The organism is Paraburkholderia sp. GAS32 (assembly GCF_050434225.1).
GTDB classification, from domain to species: Bacteria; Pseudomonadota; Gammaproteobacteria; order Burkholderiales; family Burkholderiaceae; genus Paraburkholderia; species Paraburkholderia madseniana.
The window spans coordinates 353,405-370,365 of the sequence record NZ_JBNPVS010000004.1 but is presented as its reverse complement, the minus strand read 5'-3'; the positions used below and the strand labels follow the sequence as shown (position 1 = coordinate 370,365).

Sequence of the window (16,961 nt, the reverse complement as noted above, 5' to 3'; positions counted from 1 at the left end):
ACTTCCCAGTTCGTCAGACTGGAAACCCTTTGTTACTGTCCGTCAGGCACGGCCGGCTCAAGCATCCAGCCAGACGTTTTCCGCGAACATGAAGCCCATCAGGCCGGCCAACGGAATCGAGCCGAGGCCCTTGAGCTTCGCCGTGTAGGCATCGAGCGAACTCTGGAACAGCGGAATGCCGACGCCGCCGTTTTCATGCACCAGCACCTGCATGTCGCCGTAAATCTTCTTGCGCTTCGCATCGTCCGGTTCGCCGCGTGCCGCAAGCAGCATCTGGTCGAACTTCGGGCTCTTCCAGTTCGCTTCGTTCCACGGTGCGTCCGACTTGAAGAACTGGGTGAAGATCACGTCGGCGCTCGGACGCGCGTTGACGTTGCCGAAACCCAGCGGATGCTTCATCCAGTGGTTCGACCAGTAGCCATCGGACGGCACGCGCGATACCTGCAGATTCAGGCCGGCTTGCGGCGCCACCTGTTGAAGGAACATCGCCATTTCAACCGAGCCTTCCGCCGCCGGCGACGCGAAAATCTGGATCGGCGCGCTGCCGACCTTCGCCTTCTGGAAATAGAACTTCGCTTTGTCCGGATCGAAGGTACGCTGCGGCAAACCGGCCAGGTAGTACTTGTTGGTCGGATCGATAGGTTGGTCGTTGCCGATCGCGCCGTAACCCTGGAAGATCGCGCGGCGCATCTGCTCGCGGTCCTGCAGGTACATCATGCCTCGCCGAAAATCGTCGTTGCCGGTAATGCCGCCTTCGTCGCGAACAACCAGGTCGGTGTACAGACCCGTCTTCGTCTCCAGCACGGAGAATCCGCCGGCGCCCTTGATCTGCGTGGTCGAACGCGGGCTCACCGCGTTGATCAGTTGCACGTCGCCCGAGAGCAGCGCGTTCACGCGCGCCGATTCGTCGCCGATACCGATCAGTTCGACTTCGTCCAGATGCGGCAGGCCCGGCTTCCAGTACTTCTCGTTCTTCACGCCAACCGTACGCACGCCCGGCGAGAATTCCTTGACCTTGAACGGGCCGGTGCCGACCGCCGTTTTGAAGTCCTTGGTGCCATCCTTGATGATCTGGAAATGCGAGGTGGCGAGAATTACCGGCAGATCGGCGTTCGGACCTTCGAGCGTGATCGTCACTTCGTTCGGACCCGTCGCCTTCACTTCCTTGATCTGATCGGCGAGCGTCTTTGCTTTCGACGCCGTCGCCGGATCCTTATGGCGCATGATCGAGTACACCACGTCTGCCGGTGCGAGCGACTTGCCGTCGTGGAACTGCACGCCGGGGCGCAGCTTGACGACCCACACCGTCGCATCCGTCGTCTCCAGCGAGGTAGCAAGCGCCATCTTCGCGCCGAGATGCGAATCGAGTTCAGTCAGGCAGTTGTAGAACATGAAGCCGCGGACATAGTCCGTGCCGAGCGCACCCTTTGCGGGATCAAGCGTGTCGGCGGCCGATGCGGACTGCGTCGCCACCCGGATTTTGCCGCCCTGCTTCGGCTTCGCTTGCGCAAATGCCTCGCCGCTCGCGGTCAACAGGCCGGCGCCCGTTACCGACATCATCCCGGCCGCGGCCATCGCGCGCAGCACGCCGCGCCGCGACGTGCCTTTTGACGTCAATCGCTCCAACTCGGTGCCGAGTTGAAGAGCGCCATGTTGTGAGGTTTCCTTATTCATCGAACTTCTCCGCGAGGGTGACAGGGATAGCAGCGTGGTTTCTAGTGGCAAATACAACAGTGAAGAATCAATAGAAAATGTCTTTGATGCGGTAGTACGTCCCCACCAGCGGCAGGAACCAGGGTTTGCCGGTGTGGCCTGGAATCGCGGGCCACTCGGACTCACGCCACGGATTGCGCTCTTCGTGGCCATCCATCACGTCGGCCATCACCTGGCCCATGTGCGTCGACATCTGCGTGCCGTGGCCGCTGTAACCCAGCGAAAAATAGATGCCGTCGTGCTGCCCGGCATGCGGCAGGCGGTCCGCGGTCATGTCCACAAGGCCGCCCCAGCAATAGTCGATGCGAGCGTTGGCCAGCATCGGAAACATCGCGGCGAGACCTTGCTGCAGAATCCTGCCGCTCTTTGCATCGGAAGGCCGCTCGGACGCCGTGAAGCGGGCACGGCCACCAAACAGCAAACGTGAATCGGGCGTCACGCGGAAGTAGTTGTGCATCAGCCGCGTGGTGGTGTACGCGCGCCGGTTCGGAAACACCTGTGCCAGCAATTCCGGCGACAGCGGTTCCGTCACGACGATGAACGAACCGACCGGCGCAAGCCGCCGCCGATACCAGCCGAACGGCCCATGCCGCGACGGGCCGGTGGCAATCAGCACCTGTTTCGCGCGCACTTCACCGCGTGCGGTGGTGACCTTGAAGCCGACACCGTCCTTCGCGATCGCGGTGACCGCCGCGTTTTCATACAGCTTCGAGCCGCGACGAACCGCGGCATCGGCGAGTCCGACCGTGAACTTGCCCATATGCATCTGGCCGCCGTGCCGTTGCAGCAGTCCGCCGTAAAAACTGTCCGACTGGATCTCGCTGCGAATCCGCTCACGTCCGATTAATTCGATATCCGTATCGACTTCGCGCCGGATCAACTCCGCCGTCTTCTCCAGATGCGCCAGGTGATGCGGTTTCGACGCCAGTTTCAGCTTGCCGGTCGCGCTGTAATTGCAATCGATGTCTTCCTCGCGAATCAGACGCTCGACCGTATCGACCGCATCCGAAAACGCGCGGTAGCAGGCGCTCGCCCGCTCCACACCGAGTTGCGCGACCAGCGCGACGAAGTCCTGTGCGACGCCGGTATTGACCTGCCCGCCGTTGCGCCCGGACGCGCCGCCGCCGATTCGCCCCGCGTCGAGCACCGTCACCGAAGCGCCGCGCTTGCCCAAGGCCTGCGCCGCCGACAGCCCGGTGAAGCCGCCACCGATCACGACGACATCGGCCTGGCCCTCGACCGGACCTTCACACGCCGAAACGAGCGGCGGTGCGGTGTCGAGCCAATAGGAATCGAGCTTCATCCGGTCTGTCCTTGAGATGGGCAATGAGCGAGGCGGTAAATGTGCAAACGTCGCTTACAGGCCGAGTTCCGCGGCCAGATGCGGAATGTCGTTGACTTCGTAGTACTGGTAGTACGGCGTCGACGGTTCGTGGCCGCGCTTGACGAAGGCCTTGTGTTTGACTCCCATGTCATGCACTGTCATCAGGTCGTAGCGCAGGCTCGACGACACGTGCAGCACGTCTTCCGGATTGCAGTTCAACTGGTCGAACATGTATTCGAAGCCTTGCATGCGCGGCTTGTACGACTGCGCCTGCTCGGCAGTGAAGACTGCGTGGAACGGCGCGCCGAGCTTGTCGACGTTGCTCTGGATCTGGTTGTTCGACGCGTTCGACAGAATCACCAGCTTGTACTTCTTCGCCAGACGCGAAAGGCCTTCCGGTACGTCCGGATGCGGACCCCAGGTCGGCACCGCCGTGTAGATCTTCTCGGCTTCGACTTCATTGAACTCGACATTCATGCGCTTGCAGGCGCGGCGCAACGCATTGACGACCACGTCGCGATACGGCTTCCATGCACCGAGCACTTCGTCACGACGATAGCCGGAGTAGAACGTAACGAGCTTCTCCAGGTCGTCGCCTTGCAGCACGTGGCCGAACATTTCGCGGGTCATGTCCGCCATGCGAAATTTGGTCAGCGTGCCGTAGCAGTCGAAGGTGATGTACTTCGGTTCGAATTCGATCATGGTGCAGTCCTATCGTGGTGGTGAACCCACATTGAGTTCAGTGACGAAAACAGATAAAGCTCATTCCTGTTAAAGATTTAATCAGCGCAAAAACATAGATGTCCCTGATTAGGGCGCTGCTGATGACACAAACCATGCGTTTTGAGGCCGTTGCGCAGCACAGTCTGCGGTGGACGGGCTGAAAGCCCCGTCCGTATTGGTTTTGCGGGATTCGGTGCTGGCCGGTTCGTTGTACCGGCCGATGAAACCCGAACCCGTGGAACCGCGTACGGGTTTCCGCTTACGAGTCCTTGCTGACATCAAGCACGCAAGTCGATCAACACGCTCTTGAAGCGCAGGTTTGCCTCGTAAGCCTGGCGGCCAAGGTCCTTGCCGATGCCTGAACGCTTGTAGCCGCCGGTGGGGATCATGAAGTCGGAGGTGCGGCCGTAGCGGTTGACCCAGACCGTCCCCGCTTCGAGGCCGCGTACGAAGCGCAGCGCCCGGCCGAGGTTGGCGGTGTGCACGCCTGCTGCGAGGCCGTACTCAGGATGCTGGGCGAGCGCGAGCGCTTCTTCTTCGGTGTCGAAGGTTTGCAGTGTCAGCACGGGGCCGAACACTTCTTCGCGCACGGCTTCGGAGTGGGCCGTGACGTTCGTGAGCAAGGTGGGTGTATAGAATGCGCCGCTCGATGCACCCGCCGCCCCGCCGTCGGCCCGCACGCCGCCAAAGCGTAGCGTCGCCCCCGCATCCAGCGTGCGTCCGACGATCCCTTCGATGCGCGCCGCCTGTGGCGCGGAGATGATCGGCGACAACGTGGTGCCCGCTGCCCACGTCGCACCAGGCTTCAACTCGGCGAAGACCCTGCCGATACGCTCGGCGAGCGGCTCCGCCAGGCTTCGCTCGACCAGCAGCCGCGAACCCGCCACACACACCTGGCCGGCATTGCCGGTAATAGCGCCGGCGATCCGGCGCGCTACGTCGTCGAGACGCGGGGCGTCGGCGAACACGATTTGCGGACTCTTGCCGCCCAGTTCGAGCGTGACCGGCTTGGTGCCGCTATTGGCGCAGGCCGCCATGATCGCGGCGCCGGTACGCGTGGAACCGGTGAAGGTGACCTTGCTGATCTTCGGATGGCGCACCAGTTCATCGCCGGTGACACGGCCATCGCCCTGGATCACGTTGAAGATGCCGGCCGGCACACCCGCCTGCACGGCCAGCTCGGCAAGCCGCAACACCGAAAACGGCGTCATCTCCGAGGGCTTCAACACGACGGCGTTGCCCGCCGCCAGTGCGGGCGCGATCTTCCACGACGCCATCACCAGCGGGAAATTCCATGGCGCGATTGCCCCGATCACGCCGTACGGCTCGGCGATGGTCATGCCGAGGTGGTCATGATCGGTTGCTGCCACATCGCCACCCACCTTGTCGGCGAACTCGGCGTAGAAGCGGATGCCCTCGGCAGTGAACGGCACGTCCCAGCCGATTGCCTGAGCAATCGGACGCGTCGAACCGAGCGCCTCCAGACGGCCCAGGAACGGCGCATCGGCCTCGACCAGCTCGGCGAAACGGCGCAGGATCTTCGCGCGCTCACGCGGCGCCATGCGCGCCCAGCCGCTCGTTCTGAAAGCCTGCCACGCGTTCTCCACCGCGCGGTCCACCATCCCGGCGCCGGCGAGCGGCACAGAGGCATAGATCACCCCGTCCGAGGGGCGCGCCACCTCGATGCGGCGCTCACCGCCGCGCTCGTTCTCGTCGACATACTCACCGCCGATGAAATGCCCGCTGCGAATCGCGACGTCATCCGGATTGAAGCTGTCCATGAGAAAGGTTTCCTGTGTGACTGCTGTGGGTCCCGGGCGGTGCGTCTCGACCGCGCCGCCGCCATGGCAAAATCGTAGAGCCACAGGCGCGGCATATATCGCCGACAAAAATCCCCATGCAGCAGAACACGCTTGTAATGCGCGATGAAACGTGGCGTTTTGCATCGATTTACGATGCGGCCCTTGCAAGCGGCCCGGATAAAAAGATCGTCCTAGTCACACCGCGCACCGAATGACAAAGTGACGGCGTAAGCCTTCAGCCATCCAGGGAGTACGGCGTGTCCGATTCGATTACCTACAGACGCTTTACCCACGAGGACATCGCCGCCGCGCATGCGCTGACGGTCGAGCTCAAATGGCCGCATCGCCCGGACGACTGGAGATTCGTGGCGCAACTCGGCGTGGGTTTCGTCGCGGAAGATGCGAGTGGCGTGATCGGCACGGCGTTGTGCTGGAAATACGGCGCCGACCGGGCCTCACTCGGGATGGTGATCGTCTCCCCCGAGCAGCAAGGGCGCGGCATCGGCAGGAAGCTGATGGATCTGGTGCTGGAAGAACTCGGCGGCCGGGTCACGTTGCTGCACGCCACCACGGCGGGGCAGCCTTTGTATGAAAAGCTCGGCTTTCGCGCGATCGGCACGCTCGACCAGCATCAGGGCGCCGCATTTCAGCCGCCCCTCGTTTCATTGCCGCCGGGGGAACGTCTGCGCCCGCTCGGTTCAAGCGATACGGCACGACTGGTCGAACTGGCCTCGCAGGCAAGCGGTCTGGATCGCGGAGAAGTCTTGCCCGCACTGTTGAGCGCCGCCGACGGCATTGCCCTCGATCGCGACGGTGAACTGGTCGGCTTCGCCCTGTTTCGCCGCTTTGGACGGGGCTTTGCGATCGGACCGGTGGTCGCACCCGAGTCGGAAGATTCGAGCCGCGCCAAAGCGTTGATCAGCCACTGGCTCGCGCTTAACGAAGGTGTGTTCGTGCGCATCGATACGCCGGGTGAAAGCGGGCTAACCGAATGGCTGGAACAGTTGGGGCTGCCGCGGGTAGATACGGTCGTCAAAATGGTTCGACACGCCACGCCGGCTGATCTTGCGAGCGCGGGCAACACCAGCACCAGCGCCGGCAAGGACGCGCCCTATCTGCAATACGGCATCATCAACCAGGCAATCTGCTGATCCACCATGGCATTCCTTTACAAAGCCGACCCGGCGCGTGGCGCGCAATGGGCCAAACTCTTCGCGCAGAAAGCACCGGACCTGCCGTTCCACGTCTGGCCCGATCTCGGCGACCCGGCTGCGGTCCGCTACCTCGCCGCCTGGCAACCGCCGGAAGATCCCACCCGCACCTTCCCCAACCTCGAAATCGTGTTCTCGGTCGGCGCGGGCATCGACCAGTTCGACCTGTCAGGCGTGCCGGCACATATACCGGTGGTGCGGATGATCGAGCCGGGCATTATTGAAGGGATGGTCGAGTACGTCACGCAAGCCGTGCTGACGATCCATCGCGATCTGATCGACTATGGCCTTCAGCAACACCAGCAGGTCTGGCGTGAACTGCCCGCCCAGCCGGCCAGCGCTCGCCGCATTGGCGTGCTGGGGCTCGGCGTGCTGGGCACGGCGGTGCTGGAAAAGCTGCGGCTGTTCGGCTTCGCCTGTGCGGGTTGGAGCCGTTCGCCGCGTGAGATCGAGGGCGTCGATTGCTATGCAGGCGAAGGCGCCTTGGACAAGTTTCTCGCCCGCACCGATATTCTGATCTGCCTGTTGCCGCTCACCCCCGCCACACGCGGCCTGCTCAATGCCGAATTGTTCGCTAAGCTTCCGCGCGGCGCGTCGCTGATTCAAACGGGGCGCGGTCCGCATCTGAATCAACCCGATCTGCTGGCAGCGTTGGACAGCGGCCAGTTGCACAACGCCATTCTCGACGTCACCGATCCCGAGCCGCTGCCCGCCGGTCATCCGTTGTGGACGCATCCACGTGTGCGTATCACGCCCCATATCGCCAGCTCGACGCGGCCCGAGAGCGCCGTCGACGTGGTGCTCGAGAATCTGCGCCGTCATCGCGAAGGCCTGCCGATGCTCGGTCAGGTTGACCGGACTCAGGGATACTGACTCTGGGACACTGAGCGCAGCGCTGAATGGAACCCCCACCCGGCGCGGCTTTTCAGCGTCCGCAGCAGAAAATGCTGAGGCCGCACATCAAAACGCGTCGGATGCGCTTTTCAGACAATTGTTTAGGTGAGCGGGCGATCGTCGTGGGTCAGTAGTATGGGACGGTCAACAGCCCTTCCCCGCGACGAGAAACCATCATGCCGATTCATTCGCTCATCGAAGCCGACCGCAAGCATCTGATTCACCCGGTCATCAACTACCGCGCGCACGAAGCCCGCGGCGTCACCGTCCTCGAGTCGGCCAGCGGCGCGTTCCTGCGCGACGCGGCCGGCAACGAACTACTCGACGCCTTCTCCGGCCTGTGGTGCGTGAATGTGGGCTATGGCCAGCAAAGCATTGTCGACGTCGCCACCGAGCAGATGAAGAAACTGCCCTACGCGACCAGCTATTTCCATTTCGGCTCGGCTCCGGCGATCGAATTGGCGCAAAAGCTGGTGGAGGTGTCGCCCGCTTCGCTGCAACACGTGTACTTCACGCTCGGCGGTTCCGATGCAGTGGATTCGGCCATCCGTTTCATCACGCACTACTTCAACGCAACCGGGCGGCCGTCGAAGAAACACATCATCGCGCTGCAACGCGGCTACCACGGCTCGTCGACGATGGGCGCGGGGCTGACCGCCTTGCCTGCGTTCCATCGCAATTTCGATCTGCCGCTGCCGAACCAGCATCATCTGCCGTCGCCGTACGCGTACCGCAACGATTTCGCCGACGACGCCGCGTTGATCGCCGCCTCGGTGGCCGCGCTCGAAGCCAAGGTAGCCGAACTCGGCGCGGACAACGTCGCAGCCTTCTTCTGCGAACCGATCCAGGGCTCGGGCGGCGTAATCGTGCCGCCGGTCGGCTGGTTGAAAGCGATGCGCGAAAGCTGCCGTAAGCTCGGCATCCTGTTCGTCGCCGATGAAGTCATCACCGGTTTTGGCCGCACGGGTCCGCTGTTCGCATGCCAGGGCGAAAACGTCGAACCGGACCTGATGACGGTGGCAAAGGGTTTGACCTCCGGCTATGCGCCAATGGGCGCCGTGCTGATGTCTGACGAAATCTATCAAGGTATCGCCGATGGCGACGCCGAAGCGATCGTCGGCCACGGCCATACGTATTCGGCGCATCCGGTCAGCGCGGCGATCGGTCTCGAAGTGCTGCGCCTCTATCACGATGGCGGCCTGCTTGCGAACGGCGTGGCACGTGGCCCGCGTTTCGCCCGCGGCCTCGACGCGCTGCTCGCGCATCCGCTGGTGGGCGACTCGCGCCATCGTGGCCTGCTCGGCGCACTCGAACTGGTATCGGACAAGGACAGCAAGGCAGGTTTCGATCCTGCGCTGAAACTGTCCGAACGGATCGCCGCGGCGGCGTATGAAAACCGCCTGATTTTCCGCGCGTTCGGCGACAATATTCTCGGCTTCGCGCCGGCGCTGTCGTACACCGAGGCCGAGTTCGATCTGATGTTCGAGCGCCTTGAAAAAACCCTCGATGACGTTCTCGGAGAAGCCGATGTCCGGGCCGCGCTGAAGGTCAAAATTCATGCCACTGCATGCTAGAGTAGAGGGTCCTTCGAGACCCTTTCACCCATCGCCGGAGCGATAACGTTACGATGAGCAGCGACAGCAAGCTAGACCGGATTGACCTGCGCATACTTTCCCAGTTGCAGAAGAAAGGCCGCATAACCAACGTCGAGCTTGCCGACGCGGTCGGCCTTTCGCCCAGTCCTTGCCTGATCCGCGTCAAGCGTCTGGAGAAGGCCGGCTACATCATCGGGTACGGCGCGCAGATCCAGCTCGAAAAGCTCGGCGACGTGCAGATCGTGTTTACCGAAGTCACGCTCGCCGATCATCGGCGGGAAGACTTCATCAAGTTCGTGAATGCGATCAAAGACGTCGACGAAATCGTGGAGTGCCATCTGGCGAGCGGCGGCTACGATTACCTGCTGAAGTTCGTCACGCGCAGCGTGAGCCATTATCAGAGCATCGTCGAGGGTCTGCTGGAACGCGATATCGGCATCGAGAAGTACTTCAGCTACGTGATCATCAAGTCGCCGTTCGTGAAGAGTCACTATCCGCTCGAAACGCTGTTCTCGCAGAATCACAACTAGTCCAGCAGCCCGCTACGGATAATCGCTAAACCGGGATGTCGGTTCGCTTTCCGTTGTCGCCGGTGTATAGCCCGGCACATTCGCGCGAAACTGATTGAGCAGACCGTTATCGACCTGCGAAAAGCCTTTGAGCTGAAGTTGCATCAACACGCGCGTGCCGGTGCTCGGCGACGTGGTCGAGCTGGTGGCGTTGGTGTATTTCTCGAACGCCACGCCGAGCGACCAGCAATCCGCGTCGTATTGAAGTCCCAGCAAGCCCGCGATCAGCCGATGGGTGCTCATGTCGTAATTGACACGCGCCACGCTCACAACGTTGTGCAATAACGGCCATTGCTCGGACACGATGAACTGATTCACCGGTTGATAATCGAGCGTGCTGTTGGCGCGTGTATAGCGATACGCGACATTCAACACCTGCCGTGAAGCCGGTGACCAGCCAAAGCCGGCTTCCGCATTCGTCAGATAGTGGTTGGCCTGGCTGTACTCCACGGCCTGTTCCGCTGAAAAACCCGCCCCCAGCTTGTACGACGCGCCGACAATCACACTCGTGCGCGCAACGGTGCCAATTGCATCGTCTGTGTTGAGCGTCACGCGTGGCGTACGAAAGTCGTATTGCTCTGCAAGGACGAAACGGGATCGTTCGTCACCGCTCGAAGCATCGATGAAACGCGTCGTCAGCGCCGCCGTGAGGCGGTTAGCATCGGACACCCGGTCATTGCCGACGAAGCTGTTGGGCATGAACAGTTCCGCCAGCCCGAAATCGGCCGTCGCCGTATCGAACAGCGGCGCGAATGCCTGGTTGCGGTAAGGCGTGTACACATAGAACAGCCGCGGTTCGAGCGTCTGGATGTACGACTGCCCGAAGAGCCGCACGCTTCGCTCGAAGCGCATGCCCGAATCGAGGGTGAAGGTCGGCACGTTGACGTCGAACGTCTTGGGCTGCCCGGCAGGCGCATCCGATCCGATCGTCGTCAGGTCATACGCGGCGAAATGCCATGCGAGCTTCGGCGTGATGAACCAGCCAGGACGCTCGATCGGATAGCTGACGTACGGGTTGAAAACGAAGCGGCTGCCTTGCGTCGCATCGGCCGACGAAATCGTGAAGCGCGTCGCATCCGCTTCGGCGCCGAAGTCGAATCCCCCCACGTTATAGCGTGCGTAATGAACGTTGACCTGCGGTTCGCGGTTATAGGTCGAGTCGCTTGTAAAAGCCTGCCAACGTTGCTCGCGAACCAGCACACTCCACGGCCCGTTTGAGTAAGTCAAACCCGCTTCCTGCTGATACAGCGTGGTGGAACCCGTCGGAAACGCGACACCCGACGCAAGATCGGTCACCACCGTCGAGTCCGACACCCGGCTGTAGTTGACGTAGGCGCCAAAGCCCGAGCCGAGGTTCGAGTTCTGATTCAGCGCGATCGAGTAACGATCGGTGTTGGTGATCGCGTCGTGTGGCAGCCACGCGACCGAGATCGTCCCCGAATCGTTCGGCTGCAGATAGCGGTAGTCCGCCGTCAACATCTCGCCTCGCTTCGACATGATGCGAGGCGTGAGGGTTAGATCGTAGTTCGGTGCGAGGTTGAAGTAGTACGGCAACGCGACGTCGACGCCGTTGGTCGAACTGATCGAGAACGTCGGCGGCAGGAAGCCGCTGCGCCGCGCGCCGGACAACGGAAACGATAGCCATGGGCTTGCCAGCAGCGGCACGCCCTGAAAAAACAGCACACCGTTGTGCGCGATCCCCTCGTCGTTGCCGCTGTCGATGTCGAATTCGGAGGCCTTCAGATACCACGCGGGGTCCGACTCGCATTGGCAGGTGCTGTACGTACCGTGATGAACGACCGTGCGCTCGTTATCGACCAGATCCACGCGTTGAGCGCTACCCCACCCTCCCGTCAGATGAAACCGGTACTTCGGCACGCTGATGTAGCCTTCATTCGCTTCGACGTAGAAATGCGCCTCCGGGCCATCGAACACATTGCCGTTGTCGACCAGTCGCACCTGTCCATAAGCGTCGGCCTTGTCGGTATCGACGTCGTAGTGCAGTGCATCGCCTTTAACGATCGACGCGTAACGCCGCAGTTGCGCGTGACCCTTCAGCGAAACGTCCGTGGCGGTGGTGGCGGTTACCGAATCGGCGATGGCCGAAGTAACGGACTTGTCGCCCGGCCGCAGGGGTTGCTCGGTCAGTTGCGGATCGAGCCGCAGACCCCAGACACCGTCGAGCGGTTCCGGAATCGCAGACGCACCGACTAATTGAGCATATCCGGCGAGGGGCACGCATCCAGCCGTACCCAGTATGAAAGAAACGAGAGGCCTTAAGCGTAGGCGTCGAAATACACCGCGTAGTATCAAAACAGATAAGGATCGGAAAGGATGACAGACGCATCAAGGCGAACGGAAGCCCTGACTTGCGTCAGGATGAACAGCGGCGAATGCACACGGTGCTATTGGAGTGTGACGTCGTTAGAGCGGGGGTCCGCTGCTGCGCCTGCCCCGCTCGCAACGCCGCCGAGCGCCTGAAGCAGATACGGAATCTGCTCCGCAGGCAACGAAAACGACAGCCCCGCGCTGCCGGATAGACGGAACCGGATCACGACCATTTCCATGCCGTTCAGTCGGCCGACTTCCCAACCCTGGCAGTGCAGCGCGAAGCCCATCTCCTGATTGTTATGAATCACGCGGTCGGCGTGCTCTATTGCGTTAGGCAGCGCCACCAGCAGATCGTTGAGCACCGAACGGTGCAGCGCCGCCGTGGGTTGATTGCCGTGAATCAGCAGATATTGACCGTCCGCTGTCAACTGCATATCGGTGATCGAATTCAGCATGAACGTCGACGGATCAGACATGACGTGTGCCCTCCTGCACAAGCTCGGAGCGGCCTTCTGCACCGCTCACCGAGTTGCCGGGCGCAGCGCGAAGCGTGCGCATCGACGCCATTGCCAGACGGACTGAAAAGATCGGTGAGGAACTGACGCGCAAGACAGCCGCAAGAACCGCCGGTGAAAGAAATTCAATCATGACCACTTCTCCAGATCGCGTTACGCAGGTAGCGGAATCGACAATTTGACGATAGCGGTGCAAAGTCGCCGCCAGGTTACGCGCGGACTACGCTTCTTTTGAGTCTGTAACGCATTATTTCGACACTCGCGCTCCAATCGGCGTCCGCCTGCGCGGGCGCTCGATGCGCACCTTGGCGGCCTGAATGGTTGGAAAGTTTTCAGTAACGATCGGCAGAAAACGCGTCCCTATACTTCGCGCTTTCCAGAGTCATGGAACGTCGTTTCGAATGCGTCGCTTGCTTTCGAGCGCTCCCGTCTGCGCTCCGCGCGCTGCATCAGGACTGAAAACCCAAGATGAAACTTCAAGTTTTAACGAACCGTATAGCCGGTGCACTCTCGCTCGTCGGCGTCGCGCTGACAAGCGGGTCTGCCCACGCAGCGCAGCCGTTCGTAGTACAGGACATCCGGATCGAGGGACTGAAGCGCGTCGAACCCGGTACCGTGTTTGCCTACCTGCCCATCAAGCAGGGCGCCACGTTTAACGACGATAAGGCTTCGGAATCGATTCGCGCGCTGTACGCCACGGGCTTCTTCAACGACGTCAATATCTCGACGGACGGCAATGTCGTCATCGTTCACGTTCAGGAGCGCCCCGCGGTCGGCACGATCGACTTCGCCGGCATTCACGAGTTCGACAAGGAAAACCTGACCAAGGCACTCAATGCGGTTGGGCTTTCGCACGGCCGCTACTACGACAAGGCGCTAGTCGACAAAGCCGAGCAGGAGTTGAAACGCCAGTACCTGACGCGTGGCTACTATGCCGCCGAAGTCACCACCACGATCACGCCGATCGATCGCAACCGGGTCGCGATACTGTTCTCAGTCGCAGAAGGTCCGAGCGCGAAGATCCGCCAGATCAACTTCATCGGCAACAGCGTTTTCAGCACGGACACGTTACGCGACGAAATGCAGATGTCCACGCCGAACTGGTTCTCGTGGTACACGAAGAACGACCTGTACGCGAAAGACAAGCTGACCGGGGACCTGGAGCGCATCCGCTCGTACTACCTGAACCGCGGCTATCTGGAGTTCAGCTTCGAGTCGACCCAGGTATCGCTTACGCCGGACAAGAAGGAGATGTACCTCACGGTCACGCTGCACGAAGGCGAGCCGTACACGATTTCGTCGATCAAGCTCGCGGGCAATCTGCTCGATCGCGAACCCGAGTTGGCGAAACTGGTCAATATCAAACCTGGCGAGCGTTTCAACGCTGAAAAATTGCAGGCAACCACCAAGGCGATCGTCGACAAACTCGGCGAATACGGCTACGCGTTTGCCACCGTCAACGCGCAGCCGCAGATCGATCAGGAACACCACAAGGTCGACCTGACGCTGCAAGTGGACCCAAGCCGCCGTGTGTACGTGCGTCACATCAACGTGGTCGGCAACTCACGCACGCGTGATGAAGTGGTGCGCCGTGAAATGCGTCAGCTTGAAAGCTCGTGGTTCGATTCGAACCGCCTCGCGCTGTCGAAAGACCGGGTCAACCGTCTCGGCTATTTCACCGATGTCGACGTGACCACAGTGCCGGTGGAAGGCTCGCCGGACCAGGTCGATGTGGACGTCAAGGTGAGCGAAAAGCCCACCGGCGCGATTACCTTGGGCGCGGGCTACTCGTCCACGGACAAGGTGGTGTTGTCGGCCGGGATTTCGCAGGACAACGTGTTCGGTTCCGGCACCAGCCTCGCCCTCAACGTGAACACCGCGAAGACCTACCGCACCCTGACCCTGACGCAAACCGATCCGTACTTCACGGTGGACGGCATCAAGCGGATCACCGACGTCTACTACCGAACCTCCTATCCCCTTTACAACTATACCGACACGAGTTTCCGGATCATCACCGTGGGCGCGGACCTGAAATTCGGCATTCCGTTCTCCGAAGCCGACACCGTTTACTTCGGCGCCGGTCTCGAACAGAACCGGCTGTCCATTGATTCGTCGACACCTCAGAGCTACAAGGACTACGTAGCCGAATTCGGCAGCGTGGTGAACAACGTGCCGCTCACGGTGGGTTGGGCCCGGGACAATCGCGACAGTGCATTGGTGCCTAGCCGGGGCTATTTCTTTCAAGCCAATGGCGAAGTGGGCACCCCACTTGGCAACACCGAGTACTACAAGGCGGACGTTCAGGCGCAGTATTACTATTCGTTCGCACGCGGTTTCATTCTCGGCTTGAATCTTCAAGGCGGCTACGGCAACGGCTTTGCCGGAAAAGCCTATCCGATCTTCAAGAATTACTACGCGGGTGGTATCGGCTCGGTACGCGGCTACGACGCGGGCTCACTCGGCCCGACCGACAAGACGACCGGCGACCCGATCGGCGGCTCGCGCATGGTCGTGGCCAACGTCGAGATGACCTTCCCGCTGCCGGGCACCGGCTGGGACCGCACGCTGCGCGTCTTCACCTTCATGGATGCGGGCAACGTCTGGGGCGACGAAGGCAACAGCACCGGCGCCAACGGCTTGCGGTACAGCTACGGCGCGGGTCTTGAGTGGATTTCACCGATCGGCCCACTCAAGCTGTCCGTCGGTTTCCCGCTAATCAAACACTCCACCGACAAGTACCAGGTATTCCAGTTTCAGATCGGCACATCGTTCTGATCACGTCGTTCTGCTTTTCAACGCCCGCGGTCATGGCATGAGGACCGCGAGCGTCACCTGCATCATTCCCTCACGCTTTCAGCCGCGCCCATGCGCCCAACCGGTATGAATCAGTTCGGGGCCCGTTCAAAGCACATCATCTGCGTCCTCCTGCTCCAATTTCACAAAGTCTCCTCAATTTCACCATTGTTGCTGCGACATTGATATCTATCATTCGCTCATCATCAGCGCGACCCTGTCCGGTCCGCTTTCTGAGTTCGATAGGTCGCTCCAAAGCAGCAGATGGTTGAATTGGCTGAATGTGAACATCGCACGGGCTGCAACCGTCGATTCCGGTTGGGAGGTAACGCAGATTTATGACGATCAGCCTTCTTGTAGTCGAACCCGATCAATCCGTCCGGGATCAGTTGCGCTTTCACCTTCACAAGAACCAGATCGCACTCTCCGTGCTGTATAGCGCGGCTCAGCTTGTCAGCCGGGTGGAACTGGAGTGTCCGTCAGCGATTCTGTTGCGCGCCGAGTCGCCGATGAGCGAGGCGCGTGAGGCGCTCCGGCAACTGCGGCTCGCGGGCTACGACATGCCCATCTTCGTACAAAGCACCTCTGATGAGATCGTCGACAAAATCGTCGCCTTCGAATTGGGTGCGGACGACTATATCGTCGACCCAATCGATCCATACGAATTGACCGCCAGAATCAAACGCGCCGTGCAACGCTGCAACCGATCGCTTTGCGACGCGCCGGAAATTCGTGAGAAGGTGTTGTTCGGCAGTTACCAGATAGACTTCGCTACGCGGCGCCTGCTCAAGGACGGCTCCGAAATCTCGCTGCGCTCAGGCCAGTTTGCGTTGCTCAAGCTGTTCGCAAGCAATCCGATGCGAATCTTGACGCGTTCGATGGTCAACAGCCAGCTAGGAAGAGCGGAGAGCCAGAAGGCCAGTCTGGATGTTGCGGTCTGCCGCTTGCGCGGCGTGATAGAGGCAGATCCGGCCAATCCCAGGTTCATTCAGACCCTGCGCGGACGAGGCTATATGTTCGTACCGTCGCTCGAATAGCTCGAATAACAACCCTTGCTTGAGGCGGGCAAAAGCGAACGGCATCGCACGACACGTTGCGTGCTTGCCGCCATACCGCGTTACTTTTGAACTTCTTCTAACGCTAGCTGCATGATGGGCAACGTCATCGCGGCGTCGATCACGTCAATGATGTCGATATAGCCGACATAGTCGGAATACAGGTCACTGGTCGCCGCCAGCAGGCCACCGAACCCGTAGTTGAAATCCGCCGAAACGATTGGCCTGAATCCCGAGGCATAGTGTGCCCGCGACGCGCACCCGTTCAGATCATCGACAACGCCGGCAGAAACGCTGTGATTTCCAAGTGCGAAAGCATTGATGCTCTCCCGGCGCAAACCATGGCGAATCGGAGGGCAGCAGATCGATGCCACGACCAGGACGACGATGAGGATGCGCATAAGGGAAGTGTTCAGAGTTGATCTTGAAAGTC

14 protein-coding genes are annotated in these 16,961 nt (G+C 61.0%); 6 read left to right on the top strand and 8 right to left on the bottom strand.

Features of this window, described 5'->3' with window-relative positions:
* Positions 1–57 precede the first annotated feature (57 nt).
* The 4 genes from P3T25_RS07515 to P3T25_RS07500 form a co-directional block, all read right to left on the bottom strand.
* On the bottom strand, positions 58–1,674 hold the full coding sequence (locus P3T25_RS07515; RefSeq protein ID WP_266238654.1) for an ABC transporter substrate-binding protein: 1,617 nt from the start codon (positions 1,672–1,674) through the stop codon (positions 58–60).
* A 67-nt stretch (positions 1,675–1,741) separates the two neighbouring features.
* Entirely contained in the window at positions 1,742–3,016 is a 1,275-nt protein-coding gene (locus P3T25_RS07510; RefSeq protein WP_429357807.1) for an NAD(P)/FAD-dependent oxidoreductase, read from the bottom strand.
* A gap of 54 nt (positions 3,017–3,070) precedes the next feature.
* Positions 3,071–3,739, bottom strand: coding sequence for a haloacid dehalogenase type II (locus P3T25_RS07505; RefSeq protein WP_154562435.1), 669 nt, complete (start codon positions 3,737–3,739; stop codon positions 3,071–3,073).
* A gap of 299 nt (positions 3,740–4,038) precedes the next feature.
* Positions 4,039–5,541 carry an aldehyde dehydrogenase family protein gene (locus P3T25_RS07500; RefSeq protein WP_429357806.1) on the bottom strand — a complete coding sequence of 501 codons (1,503 nt, stop codon included), beginning with the start codon at positions 5,539–5,541 and terminating at the stop codon, positions 4,039–4,041.
* Positions 5,542–5,819: 278 nt separating this feature from the next.
* On the opposite strand from P3T25_RS07500, the gene P3T25_RS07495 reads away from it, so the two are divergent.
* The 4 genes from P3T25_RS07495 to P3T25_RS07480 all read left to right on the top strand — a co-directional run bounded on the left by P3T25_RS07495 (position 5,820) and on the right by P3T25_RS07480 (position 9,792).
* The gene (locus P3T25_RS07495) at positions 5,820–6,713 is read left to right on the top strand and encodes a GNAT family N-acetyltransferase (protein WP_168435784.1); all 894 of its coding nucleotides are present in this window, start codon (positions 5,820–5,822) and stop codon (positions 6,711–6,713) included.
* 6 nt (positions 6,714–6,719) lie between these two features.
* The gene (locus P3T25_RS07490; protein ID WP_429357805.1) at positions 6,720–7,646 is read left to right on the top strand and encodes a 2-hydroxyacid dehydrogenase; all 927 of its coding nucleotides are present in this window, start codon (positions 6,720–6,722) and stop codon (positions 7,644–7,646) included.
* 197 nt (positions 7,647–7,843) lie between these two features.
* The gene (locus P3T25_RS07485) at positions 7,844–9,241 is read left to right on the top strand and encodes an aspartate aminotransferase family protein (RefSeq protein WP_429357804.1); all 1,398 of its coding nucleotides are present in this window, start codon (positions 7,844–7,846) and stop codon (positions 9,239–9,241) included.
* A 53-nt stretch (positions 9,242–9,294) separates the two neighbouring features.
* Positions 9,295–9,792, top strand: a complete 498-nt coding sequence (locus P3T25_RS07480) for an Lrp/AsnC family transcriptional regulator (protein WP_120295970.1) — start codon at positions 9,295–9,297, stop codon at positions 9,790–9,792.
* A gap of 12 nt (positions 9,793–9,804) precedes the next feature.
* Here P3T25_RS07480 and P3T25_RS07475 read toward each other — a convergent pair whose 3' ends face one another.
* From P3T25_RS07475 to P3T25_RS07465, 3 genes are all read right to left on the bottom strand, one after another.
* On the bottom strand, positions 9,805–12,090 hold the full coding sequence (locus P3T25_RS07475; RefSeq protein WP_429357817.1) for an LPS-assembly protein LptD: 2,286 nt from the start codon (positions 12,088–12,090) through the stop codon (positions 9,805–9,807).
* 146 nt (positions 12,091–12,236) lie between these two features.
* Entirely contained in the window at positions 12,237–12,638 is a 402-nt protein-coding gene (locus P3T25_RS07470; protein ID WP_429357803.1) for a hypothetical protein, read from the bottom strand.
* Complete coding sequence (locus P3T25_RS07465; protein ID WP_429357802.1) at positions 12,631–12,810, bottom strand: hypothetical protein; 180 nt, start codon at positions 12,808–12,810, stop codon at positions 12,631–12,633. The genes P3T25_RS07470 and P3T25_RS07465 overlap by 8 nt, the downstream gene beginning before the upstream one ends.
* Positions 12,811–13,145: 335 nt before the next feature.
* Between P3T25_RS07465 and bamA the strand changes: the two genes are divergently transcribed.
* Together bamA and P3T25_RS07455 are read left to right on the top strand one after the other, a co-directional pair.
* On the top strand, positions 13,146–15,455 hold the full coding sequence (bamA, locus tag P3T25_RS07460) for an outer membrane protein assembly factor BamA (RefSeq protein ID WP_429357801.1): 2,310 nt from the start codon (positions 13,146–13,148) through the stop codon (positions 15,453–15,455).
* A gap of 356 nt (positions 15,456–15,811) precedes the next feature.
* Positions 15,812–16,510, top strand: a complete 699-nt coding sequence (locus P3T25_RS07455; protein ID WP_154562451.1) for a winged helix-turn-helix domain-containing protein — start codon at positions 15,812–15,814, stop codon at positions 16,508–16,510.
* Positions 16,511–16,590: 80 nt separating this feature from the next.
* Here P3T25_RS07455 and P3T25_RS07450 read toward each other — a convergent pair whose 3' ends face one another.
* Positions 16,591–16,929: a hypothetical protein gene (locus P3T25_RS07450; RefSeq protein WP_429357800.1), complete on the bottom strand. Its 339-nt coding sequence runs from the start codon at positions 16,927–16,929 to the stop codon at positions 16,591–16,593.
* Positions 16,930–16,961 lie beyond the last annotated feature (32 nt).